The following is a 12,831-nucleotide window of genomic DNA, read 5'->3' on the forward strand; positions in this document are numbered from 1 at the left end:
GTGGATCGAGCCGAGCACGTTGCACGCGAAGGTGCCGTCGCGATCGTGGGCCTGGCCTGCCGCCTGCCCGCGGCGCCCGCGCCCGGCGCCTTCTGGACCCTGTTGCGCGACGGCGCCGACGGCACCACCGAGGTCCCGGAGAACCGCCGGTCCTCGGTCCCGCCGGAGACCCGTCGCGGCGGTTTCCTGTCTGCAGTGGACACCTTCGACGCCGCGTTCTTCGGCATCCCGGCCCGCGAGGCCGCCACGATGGACCCGCAGCAGCGCCTCGCCCTCGAACTGGGCTGGGAGGCCCTCGAAGACGCGCGGATCGTGCCGTCCCGCCTCGAAGGCTCCTCGACCGGCGTCTTCGTCGGCGCGAGCGCGGACGACTACGCCACGCTGCTCAAGCAGGGCGGCGCGAACGCGATCGGGCACCACACGCTCACCGGGCAGAGCCGTGCGGTCGTCGCCAACCGCATCTCCTACACCTTCGGCCTGCGCGGGCCGAGCCTGTCGGTGGACACCGGGCAGTCGTCGTCGCTGGTCGCCGTGCACCTCGCCTGCGAGGCCCTGCGCAGCGGCGAAGCCGAGCTGGCGCTGGCCGGCGGCGTCCAGCTGAACCTGGCCCCGGAAAGCACCATCGCCGCCGACCGGTTCGGCGGCCTCTCGCCCGACGGCCGCTGCTACACGTTCGACGAACGCGCCAACGGCTACGTCCGCGGCGAGGGCGGCGGCTTCGTCGTCCTCAAGCCCCTGGCCGCCGCCCTGCGGGACGGCGACCGCATCCACTGCGTCATCGAAGGCGGCGCGGTCAACAACGACGGCTTCAGCGAGACCCTCACGACGCCGAGCGCCGACGCCCAAGAAGCGGTCATCCGGGCCGCGCTGCGCCGCGCGGACGTCCCCGCCGACGCCGTCAAGTACGTCGAGCTGCACGGCACCGGCACCCGTGTCGGCGACCCCCTCGAAGCGGCCGCGCTCGGCGCCGTCTTCGCGCCCGGCCGAGGGGCGGACCCGCTGTGGGTCGGTTCGGTCAAGACGAACATCGGGCACCTCGAAGGTGCCGCCGGGATCGCGGGCCTGCTGAAGGTCGCGCTGTCGCTGTCCCACGGCGAAGTTCCGCCCAGCCGCAACCACGAGCACCCGAACCCGGCGATCCGGTTCGACGACTGGCGCCTGCGCGTCGCCGTCGCCCCCGTGCCGTGGCCCGGACGACACGCCTACGCCGGGGTCTCGTCGTTCGGCATGGGCGGCACGAACTGCCACCTCGTCCTCTCCGCCGCGCCCCGGGTCCCGGAGCCGCCCGAGCACACCCCGTCCGAAACCGCGCCCTGGGTGCTCTCGGCCCGCACCCCGGGTGGCTTGCGTGGCCAGGCCGAGGCCCTGACCACCCTCGACGCCGATCCGCTCGACGTCGCCCACTCCCTGGTCACCACCCGCGGCGCGTTCCCGCACCGGGCCGTCGTGCTCGACCCCGCCGCCCTGCCCGCGCTCGCGGCCGGCGAGCCGTCAGCCGACGTCGTCACCGGCACGGCGGGCGAACACCGGCTGGCGGTCCTGTTCCCCGGCCAAGGCGCCCAGCGGCCCGGCATGGGCCGCGAGCTATACGACCGGTTCCCGGTGTTCGCCGAGGCGCTCGACGAAATCTGCGCGCGCTGCGACACCGAACGCCCGCTGCGGGACGTGCTGTTCGCCGAGCCGGGCTCGGCCGACGCCGCCGTGCTCGCCGAAACCGGGCACACCCAGCCCGCGCTGTTCGCCTACGAAGTGGCGCTGTACCGGCTGTTCTCCTCGTGGGGGATCGAACCGGAGCACGTCGCCGGGCACTCGGTCGGCGAGATCGCCGCCGCCCACGTCGCCGGCGTGCTTTCCCTCGACGACGCCTGCGTGCTGGTCACCGCCCGCGGCCGGCTGATGGGTTCGCTGCCGCCGGGCGGCGCGATGGTCTCCGTCCGCGCCTCCGCCGCCGAGGTCGAACCCCTGCTGGGCGACGATGTCGTGCTCGCCGCGGTCAACGGCCCCGCTTCGGTCGTGCTCGCCGGCCCCGAAGAGCCGGTGCTGGCGCTGGCCGCCCGGTTCGCGGCCGACGGCCGCAAGGTGACGCGCCTGGCCGTCTCGCACGCGTTCCACTCGCCGCTGATGGACCCGATGCTGGCCGAGTACCGCCGGGTCGTCGAGCAGCTCGACCTGCGCCCGCCGCGGCTGCCGATGGTGTCGACGGTGACCGGCCGCGTCATCCGCCAGGCCCAGCTGTGCTCGCCCGAGTACTGGGTCCGCCAGGCGCGCGACACCGTCCGGTTCGCCGACGCCGTCACCACGTTGTCCCAGCAGGGCAGCACGGCGTTCCTCGAGCTGGGCCCGGACGGCACGCTCACCTCGCTCGTCCGTGCCAACCTGGGGAACGACCCGGTGACCGTGCGGTCTTCGCGGTCCCGGCGCCCGGAAGCCGTCGGTGCCCTCGCCGCGCTGGCCGAGCTGTACGTGGGGGGCATCGACGTCGACTGGACGGCGCTCACCGCCGGGGGCCGGCCGCTCGACCTGCCGACCTACGCCTTCGACCGCGAACGCCACTGGTTCGACGCGCCCGAGCTCGCTCCCTCCGCGGCGCCCGTCGATCGCGACCTGCTCAAGCTCGTGCGCGCGGAGGCCGCCGCGGTCCTCGGGGCCGAGGTCGACCCGGGGACGTCCTTCCGCGAGCTGGGCTTCGACTCGGCGATGAACGTCGATCTCGCCGTCCGGCTGGGCGCCGCCACCGGCCGCACCCTGGCCACGACGGAGCTGTTCGACCACCCCACCGCCCGCGCGCTCGCCGAGCACCTCGCCGGCGCCGCGCCGAAGACGGCACCCGCGATCGCCGCTTCCGGCGACGCCGATCCGGTCGTCATCGTCGGCCTCGGCTGCCGCTACCCGGGCGGAGCCGGTTCGCCCGAGGAACTCTGGCGGCTCGTCGAGTCCGAAGTGGACGCGATCACCGCGATGCCCGCCGACCGCGGCTGGCCCGCGTCCGTGCTCGGCACCGGGCGGCCCGGCGGGTTCCTCGCCGACGTCGCCGGGTTCGACGCCGGCCTGTTCGGCATCTCGCCGCGGGAAGCGCAGGCGATGGAGCCGCAGCAGCGGCTGGTACTCGAAGTCGTGTGGGAGACCCTCGAACGCGCCGGGATCGCCCCGTCCTCGCTGCGCGGCACCCGGACCGGCGTGTTCGTCGGCGCCACCGCGCAGGACTACGGCCCGCGGCTGGCCGAAGGCACCGGCGACGCCGAGGGGTACGTGCTCACCGGCACCTCGCCGAGCCTGGTCTCCGGCCGGGTCGCCTACGTGCTCGGCACCGGCGGCCCGGCCGTCACCGTGGACACGGCGTGCTCGTCGTCGCTGGTCGCGCTGCACCTGGCGGTGCGGTCGGTGCGCTCGGGGGAGACCTCGCTGGCCATCGCCGGCGGCGTCACGGTGATGGCCGAGCCCGGCATCTTCGTCGAGTTCGCGAAGCAGGGCGGCCTGTCCGAAGACGGGCGCTGCAAGGCGTTCGGCGACGGCGCGGACGGCACCGGCTGGGCCGAAGGCGTCGGCATGGTCGTCGTCGAACGGCTCTCGCGCGCCCGCGAACTCGGCCACGACGTCCTCGCGATCGTGCGCGGCTCCGCGGTCAACTCCGACGGCGCGTCCAACGGCCTCACCGCGCCCAGCGGCCCGGCGCAGCAGCGCGTGATCCGCGAAGCCCTCGGTGACGCGGGTCTGACGCCCGCCGACGTCGACGTCCTCGAAGCGCACGGCACCGGCACCCGGCTCGGCGACCCGATCGAAGCGCGCGCCGCGCTCGCCGTCTACGGGCCGGACCGGCCGACGCCGCTGCTGCTCGGATCGATCAAGTCGAACATCGGGCACACGCAGGCCGCGGCCGGCATCGCGGGCGTCATCAAGATGATCGAAGCGATGCGGCACGGGGTGGTGCCCCGCACGCTGCACGCCGACGCGCCGTCGTCCCACGTGGACTGGACGGCGGGGGCGATCGACCTGGTCACCGCGGCCCGCGGCTGGCCGGACGCCGGCCGTCCGCGCCGCGCGGCCGTCTCGTCGTTCGGCATCAGCGGCACGAACGCCCACCTGATCCTGGAGCAGGCCCCGGCGGACGCGGTCGCCGCACCCGCGCGCGAGGTCGCCGTGACGGCCGTCCCGTGGATCGTCTCGGCCCAGTCCGAAGCGGCTCTGCGCGCGGCCGTCGACCGGCTCCGGACGGTGGACGCCGATCCGGTCGATATCGGCCATTCCCTCGTCACCACGCGCACTTCGTTCGACCGCCGGGCCGTGCTGCTGGGCGGGGCCGAGATCGTGACCGGCACCGCGCCCGCGGTCGAACCCGCGGTCGCCGCGGTGTTCGCCGGGCAGGGCACCCAGCGCCCGGGCATGGGCCGCGAGCTGGCCGCGCGGTTCCCCGCTTTCGCGGCCGCGTACGCCGACGTCTGCGCCCACTTCCCGGCCGACGTCACGGCGGCCCTCGCCACCGAAGACCCGGCCGTGCTGGACCGCACCGGCGTCGCCCAGCCCGCCCTGTTCGCCCTCGAGGTCGCCCTGTTCCGGCTCGCCGAGTCGCTCGGCGTGCGCGCGGACCGGGTGGCCGGGCACTCGATCGGTGAGCTGGCCGCCGCGCACGTGGCCGGGGTGCTCGACCTGCCGGACGCGTGCGCGCTCGTCGTCGCGCGCGGCCGCCTGATGGAGGCGCTGCCCGAAGGCGGCGCGATGATCGCTTTGCAGGCCACCGAGGACGAGGTCCGGCCGCTGCTCACCGACGGCGTCGCGATCGCCGCCGTCAACGCCCCCGAGTCGCTGGTCATCTCCGGCGAGGAGGCTGCGCTGCTGCGGCTGGCGGCGTCGTTCGAGGAAGCCCGGCGGCTCTCGGTGTCGCACGCCTTCCACTCGCCGCTGATGGCACCGATGCTCGACGGCTTCCGCCGCGTGGCCGAGGGATTGACGTTCCACGAGCCCTCGTTGCCGGTCGTCTCGACGGTCACCGGCCGTCTCGCCGAGCCCGGCGAGCTGACCGATCCCGGCTACTGGGTGAGCCAGGTCGTCGCGACCGTGCGCTTCGCCGACGCGCTGGAGTCGTTGCGGAACGACGGGATCGGGACGTTCGTCGAGATCGGCGCGGACAGCACCCTTTCCGGCCTGGTCGCGCGCACGCTGCCGGACGCGTCGCCGGTGCCGTTGCTGCGCTCGGACCGCCCCGAAGAGGCCGCGTTCGCGACCGCCCTCGGCCGCCTGCACGTGCTCGGCGCCGAGCTCGACTGGACGGCGTTCTACGCGGGCACCGGCGCCCGCCGGGTCGCCCTGCCGACGTACGCCTTCCAGCACGAACGCTTCTGGGCCACCGCCCGCCCCGCGGCGCGCCCCTTCGACCGCTCGGACCACCCGCTGCTCGGCCCGGCCGTCGAGCTGCCCGGCGAAGACGGCTTCGTGCTGACCGGCCACGTCTCCCCGGACGCGCTGCCGTGGCCCGCCGACCACGTCGTCGAGGACCGGATCCTGTTCCCGGGCACCGGTTTCGTCGAACTCGCGCTGCGCGCCGGTGCGGAGGCCGGGTGCGGCGCGCTCGCCGAGCTGACCCTCACCGCGCCGCTGCCGCTGGCGAGCGACGGCGTCACCGTGCAGGTCCGCGTCGGCGCCGACGACGGCGGCCGCCCGGTCACCGTCCACTCCCGCGCCGCCGACGGCACCTGGACCGAGCACGCCACCGGCCGGCTCGTGGCGGGCGTCCCGGCCCCGGTGCTCCCGGAGCCTCCCGGCCGCGGCGAGCCCCTCGACGTCGACGAGCTGTACCCGACCCTGGCCGCGGCCGGACTGGACTACGGGCCCGCCTTCCGCGGCGTCCGCGCGGCCTGGCACGAGGGCGACGACCTGTGCGCGGACCTCGTCCTGCCCCAGGAGGCCGGCGATCCCGCGGGCTACCTGCTGCACCCGGCCCTGTTCGACGCCGCCCTGCACCTGGTGCCGTTCCTCGGGCTCGACCCGCGCCCGCGCGCCCGGCTGCCGTTCGTCTGGTCGGACGTCGGCCTGCACGCGGTCGGCGCGTCCACGCTGCGGCTGCGGATCCGCCGCCTCGGCCCGGACACCGTGACCCTGTCGGTGACCGACCCCGAGGGCGCCCCGGTCGCCACCGTCGGATCCCTGGTGCTGCGGCCCCCGGCCGACGCGAGCCCGGTGGCGCCGCCGCTGCTGCGCGTCGAGTGGACGCCCAAGGACCTCGGTGCCCCGGCCGACCTGACCTGGGCCGTCGTCGGTGCGGACGACCACGGTCTCGGCGCGCTGCTGACCGGCCGCCACGCGGTCCCGTCGTCGGCCGACGTCCTGCTCGTGCCGATCCCGGATCCCGTGGGCTTGCCCGTCCCGGCCGGTGTCCGGCTGGTGACCTCGACCGTGCTGAGCCACCTGCGTGGGCACCTCGAGGACGACACCCGGCTGGTGTTCGTCACCCGCGGTGGCCCGGTCGCCGCCGCGGCCGAAGGTCTCGTGCGCTCGGCCCAGGCGGAACGGCCGGGCCGGTTCTTCCTGCTGTCCGGCGTGCCTTCGGCCGACGAGCTGGCCGCGTTGCCGACGTCCGGGGAGACCGAAGTCCGCGTCCGCGACGGCCGGGTCGAGGTGCCGCGCCTCGCCCCGGTGCCCGCCGCCGAACCCGGGACGGCCGGCTGGGGCGACGGTGCCGTCCTGATCACCGGCGGCACCGGCGGGCTCGGCGGTCACCTCGCCCGGCACCTGGTGACCACCCACGGCGTGCCGCGGCTGGTCCTGGCCGGCCGCCGGGGTGCCGATGCCCCGGGGGCCCGCGACCTGGCCGGCGAACTGACCGCCCTCGGCGCCGAGGTGGCCCTCGTCGCCTGCGACGTCTCCGACCGCGAGGCCGTCGCCGGGTTGCTCGCCGCCCACCACATCACCGGCGTGGTGCACGCCGCCGGCGTCCTCGACGACGGCGTGCTCGACGCCTTGACCCCCGACCGCCTCGCCCGCGTCCTCGCCCCGAAGGTGGACGCGGCCTGGCACCTGCACGAACTGGCGCCGGACCTGTCCGCGTTCGTGGTGTTCACGTCGGTGTTCGGCGTGCTCGGCAACGGCGGCCAGTGCGCCTACACCGCGGCCAACGCCGCCCTGGACGACCTCGTCCGCGTCCGCGCCGCCGCCGGGCTCCCGGCCCGCGCGATCGCGTGGGGCCCGTGGGCGCGTGAAAGCGGCATGACCGGCACGCTGGCCGAGGCCGCCCTCCGGCGGATGGCCCGCGCCGGGCTGCCGACGCACTCGGTCGAGGAGGGCCTGGCCTGGTTCGACGCGGCACTCGCCGGGACCGAACCCGCGGTGGTCGCCGCGCACGTCGACCGGACCGCCTTGCGCGCCCTGGACGTCGTGCCGCCGGTGTTCCACCGCCTGGCCCCGCCGCGCCCGCGCCGGGCCGCCGCGGCGGCCGACTTCGGCGCGCTCGTCGTGTCGACGGTGGCGAACGTCCTCGGGCACGCGTCCGCGGCGTCGGTCGACTCGTCGCTGACGTTCCGCGAACTGGGCTTGGACTCCCTGACGTCGGTCGAGCTGCGCAACCGGCTCGCCGAAGCGAGCGGGCGGCGGCTGCCCGCGACGCTCGTCTTCGACCACCCGACGCCCGACGCCGTCACGGAGTTCCTGGCGTCCGGGGAGGCACCGTCCTCCCGCCCGGCGCGGGTGGTGGCGCGCGACGACGACCCCGTGGTGATCGTCGGCATGGCCTGCCGGTACCCGGGCGGCGTGGCGTCGCCGGAGGACTTCTGGGAACTGCTGACCGAAGGCCGGGACGGCATCACGCCGTTCCCCGCCGACCGCGGCTGGCACGTCCCCGGCGCCGGCTTCGAGGGCGGCTTCCTGCACGAAGCCACCGGGTTCGACGCCGACTTCTTCGGCATCTCACCCCGCGACGCGCTCAGTGCCGACCCGCAGCAGCGGCTGCTCCTGGAGGTCTCGTGGGAGGCGTTCGAGCGGGCCGGCATCGATCCGACGTCGCTCAAGGGCTCCGACACCGGCGTGTTCGCCGGGGTGATGTACCACGACTACGCGGCGATCGCGCAGGATCCCGAGACACGCGGCTTCGACGTCAACGGCACCGCGGGCAGCATCGCGTCCGGGCGGGTCGCGTACGCGCTCGGGCTGGAGGGCCCGGCGGTCACGGTGGACACGGCGTGCTCGTCGTCGCTGGTGGCATTGCACTGGGCGGCCCAGGCGCTGCGCTCGGGGGAGTGCTCGCTGGCGCTGGCCGGCGGGGTCACGGTCATGTCCACGCCGGCGACGTTCCTCGACTTCGCGCGCCAGGGCGGCCTGGCCGGCGACGGCCGCTGCAAGTCCTTTGCGGACGAAGCGGACGGCACCGGGTGGTCCGAAGGCGTCGGTCTGGTGGTGCTGGAGCGGCAGTCCGACGCCGTCCGCAACGGTCACCGGATCCTCGCGGTGGTGCGGGGTTCCGCGGTCAACCAGGATGGTGCGTCGAACGGGCTCACCGCACCGAACGGTCCGTCGCAGCAACGGGTCATCCGTTCCGCGCTCGCTGCCGCCGGACTGTCCACTTCGGAGGTCGACGTCGTCGAGGCACACGGCACCGGCACGACGCTGGGTGACCCGATCGAGGCGCAAGCCCTGCTGGCGACCTACGGCCAGGACCGCGAAACGCCGTTGCTGCTGGGCTCGGTGAAGTCGAACATCGGGCACACCCAGGCCGCGGCGGGGGTCGCCGGGATCATCAAGATGATCCTGGCCATGCGCCACGGCGTGGTCCCGAAGTCCCTGTGGGCCGGCACGCCCTCGTCCCACGTGGACTGGGAGTCCGGTGCCGTCGAGCTGCTCGCCGAACCGCGGGAGTGGCCGGTCGCGGACCGGCCGCGGCGGGCCGGCGTCTCGTCGTTCGGGATCAGCGGCACCAACGCCCACGTCGTCATCGAAGCTCCGGTGGTCGCGCCGGCTCGGGTTGCCGAGCGTCCGGTCGTGCCGTGGGTCGTTTCGGCGCGGTCCGAGGAGGCACTGGCCGAGCAGATCACGCGGCTCACCGACGCTTCTCCTGCGCCGCTCGACGCCGGATACACCTTGGCGACCGCCCGGGCCCGGTTCGCCCACCGCGCGGTCCTGCTCGCCGAGGCCGGCGGCGTGCGCGAGGTCGCCCGGGGCGTCGCGTCGCCGGGTCCGCTGGCGTTCCTGTTCACCGGGCAGGGCGCCCAGCGGGTCGGGATGGGCCGGGAGCTGGCCGCGGCGTACCCGGTGTTCGCGGCGGCCTTCGACGAGGTCCTGGCGTCGTTCGATCCCTCACTGCGTCCGGTGGTGTGGGGTTCCGCCGCCGACGCGCTGGCCGAGACCGGCTTCGCGCAGCCGGCGTTGTTCGCGGTCGAGGTGGCGCTGGCGCGGCTGCTGGCGTCGTGGGGCGTCCGCCCGGACTTCGTCACCGGGCACTCGGTGGGGGAGATCGCGGCCGCGCACGTGGCCGGCGTGCTGACTCTCGAGGACGCGTGCACCCTGGTGTCGGCGCGCGGCCGCCTGATGCAGGCGCTGCCGCGCGGCGGCGCGATGGTGGCGATCGAAGCGTCCGAAGAGGACGTCCGCGCGGCGCTGGTCGACGGCGCCGACCTCGCGGCGGTGAACGGACCGCGGTCCGTGGTGGTCTCCGGCGTCGAGGACGCGGTGCTGGAGGTGGCGTCCCGCTTCGGGAAGTCCAAGCGGCTCGCGGTGTCGCACGCGTTCCACTCGCCCCTGATGGAGCCGATGCTCGACGAGTTCCGCGCGGTCGTGGCGGAGCTGTCGTTCGCGCCGCCGGAGATCCCGGTGGTCGCGGCCGGCGACGTGACGGCCCCGGAGTACTGGGTCCAGCACGTGCGCGCGACGGTCCGCTTCGCCGACGCGCTCGGCTCGCTGGGTGCAGCGGGCGTGACGACGTTCGTCGAGGTCGGCCCGGACGCGGTGCTGGCCGGGCTGGTCGACGAGCCGTCCGCGGTGGTGACGCCGGTCCTGCGCCGCGACCGCCCGGAGCCGGTCGCGATCCTCGAAGCTTTGGGGCGCTTGCACGTCGCCGGGTCCGCTGTGGACTGGCCCGCGTGGTTCGCCGGTTCGGGCGCGCGAGTGGCGGACTTGCCGACGTACGCGTTCCAGCACCGGCGCTTCTGGCCGTCGGCCCCGGGGCATCCGCTGCTGGGCACGGCCCTGGACCTGACCGACGGCGGCATGGTCCTGACCGGCCTCCTCACGACGGCGACCCAGCCGTGGCTGGCCGACCACACGGTGCACGCAACCCCGGTCCTCCCGGGCACGGCGTTCGTGGAGCTGGCCCTCGCGGCGGGCGTGGACCTCGGCGTGGACGAGCTGACGATCGAGGCGCCCCTCGACCTGACCGTGGACCGCCACCTGCAGGTGCGGGTGGGCGCCGCCGACGACGAAGGCGCGCGCGAGGTCGCGGTGTCCTCGCGGGTGGACGGCACGGACGAGCCTTGGCAGCGCCACGCGACCGGCCGGCTGACGCCGGAGAGCGCGCCGGCCGAGGGCCTCCCTTCGGCGGCGGACACTTCCACCGCCGGTGTGGCCACACAATTCGGCTCGGCCGCGACCGAGCCGGCGGGCCTCGCCGGCACCTGGCCCCCGGCCGGCGCCGAAGCCCTCGACCTCACCGGCCTCACCGACCGCCTCGCCGCGGACGGCCTCGGCTACGGCCCCGCCTTCCCCGGCCCGACCATCGCCTGGCGCCGGGACCACGACATCTTCGCCGAAGTCGCCTTGGCCGAACCGCAGCGCCCCGGCGCCTCCGCCTACGGACTCCACCCCGCCCTCTTCGACGCGACCCTCCGGCTCGTCTCCCTCCTCGACCCGGACCTCACCGGCACCGTCCCGTTCTCCTGGCACGGCGTCACCCTGCACGCCACCGGCGCCACCGCCCTCCGTGTCCGGCTCACCCCGGCCGACGGCGGCGTCCGGCTCACCGCCACCGATCCCGCCGGCACCCCCGTCGTCTCGGTCGAGCGCCTCGTCCTGCGCCGCCCCGGCGCGGCCAAGGCCCCGCAACCGCTCCTGCGTCTCGACTGGATCCCCGTCACTCCCCAGGCCCTTCGAGGCGACCTCCTCACCGTCACCGGCGACCTGAACGACGTCCCGCGGTCCCTGCGCGAGGTCACCGCCCAGGTCCTGGCCAAGCTCCAGGAGACCCTCACCCACGACCGCACCCTGGTCGTCGTCACGCCCGCCGCCGACCCGGTCGCGGCCGCCGCCGCGGGGCTGGTCCGCGCCGCCCAGGCGGAACACCCGGGCCGCTTCGTGCTCGTCGAAACCGACGGCTCCCTCGACCCGGCCGAAGCCGGCGGCGAACCCGTCCTCAAGATCGACGGCGGCCGCCTCTACGCCGCCCGGCTCGCCCGCGTCACCGCACCCCCGGCCGAGCCCGCCGAACGTGACGGCACCGTCCTCATCACCGGCGGCACCGGTGGCCTCGGCAGCGCGGTCGCCCGGCACCTCGCTGCCCGCGGCCGGCGCGACCTGCTGCTCGTCAGCCGCTCCGGCAACGCCGCCCCCGCCCTCCTCGACGACCTCGCCGCGCTCGGCGCCCGCGTCGAGGTGGCCGCCTGCGACGTCGGGGACCGAGCCGCCCTCGAACAGCTCCTTGACGGCCGTGAGATCACCACCGTCGTCCACGCCGCCGGCGTCCTCGACGACGGCATGCTCGCCGCCCTCACCCCGGAGCGCTTCGAGAACGTCCTGCGCGCCAAGGCCGACAGCGCGTGGTACCTCCACGAACTCACCGCGCCCGGCACCGAACTGCTCTTCTTCTCCTCGGTCGTCGGCACGTTCGGCGGTGCTGGGCAGGCGAACTACGCCGCGGCGAACGCGTTCCTGGACGCCCTCGCCCGTCACCGCCCGCACGCGGTGTCCCTCGGCTGGGGCCCGTGGGAGTCCGGCAGCGGCATGACGTCGACGCTGTCCGCGGTGGACCTGCGCCGCCTGGCCGAAGCCGGGATGCCGCCGGTCACCGTCGAAGCCGGCCTCGCCCTGTTCGACGCGGCCCGCGGCGCCGGGGAGCCGGCCCTCCTCCCGCTGCCGCTCGACCTCGCCGCGGTGCGACGGCAGCCGGCGATCCCGCACGTCCTGCGCGGCCTGGTCCGGCCCGGCCGCCGCCGCGCCGCCACCGGGTCCGCGCCGGCCGGAGACCTGGTCCGCACCCTCACGCCGCTGCCCGCCGCCGAACGCGCGGAGGCGCTCGCCGGGCTGGTCGCCACGCACGTCGCCCTCGCGCTCGGCCACGCCGACGCCGCGGCGGTCGATCCCGCCCGCGCGTTCTCCGACCTCGGCTTCGACTCGCTCAGCGGCGTCGAGCTGCGCAACCGGCTCGCCGCCGCCACCGGGCTGCGGCTGCCCAGCACGCTGGTGTTCGACCACCCGACCGTCACCGCGCTGGCCGCGCACCTGCTGGCCGAGCTCTTCGACGCCGCCGCCCCGGTCGCCGGGGTCCGCCGCGCGTCCGCGACCACCGACGACCCGATCGTCATCGTCGGCATGGCCTGCCGCTACCCGGGTGGTGTCCGCACCCCCGAGCAGCTCTGGAACCTGGTCCGCGACGGCCGCGACGCCGTCTCGGAGTTCCCCGCCGACCGCGGCTGGGACCTCGACGCGCTCTACGACCCCGACCCCGACCACCCCGGCACGTCCTCCACCCGCCACGGCGGATTCCTGCACGACGCGGCGGAATTCGACGCCGAGTTCTTCGGCATGAGCCCGCGCGAAGCCCTCGCCACCGACGCCCAGCAGCGGCTGCTGCTCGAAACGTCGTGGGAGGCAGTCGAGCGCGCGGGCATCGACCCGCTGGCGCTGCGCGGCACCGCGACCGGC

The 12,831-nt window shown here is 75.7% G+C and carries 1 protein-coding gene (cut by a window edge); it reads left to right on the forward strand.

The window, feature by feature from the left end; genetic code table 11:
* On the forward strand, positions 1 to 12,831 hold the 5' end (the start) of the coding sequence (locus AB0M80_RS25800) for an SDR family NAD(P)-dependent oxidoreductase (RefSeq protein WP_364569738.1). The gene runs 14,397 nt beyond the window's last position; the window shows 12,831 of its 27,228 coding nt (coding positions 1-12,831); the start codon lies at positions 1 to 3; its stop codon lies off the right edge, out of view.

This window comes from Amycolatopsis sp. NPDC051045 (genome assembly GCF_040682955.1).
Classification (GTDB): domain Bacteria; phylum Actinomycetota; class Actinomycetes; order Mycobacteriales; family Pseudonocardiaceae; genus Amycolatopsis.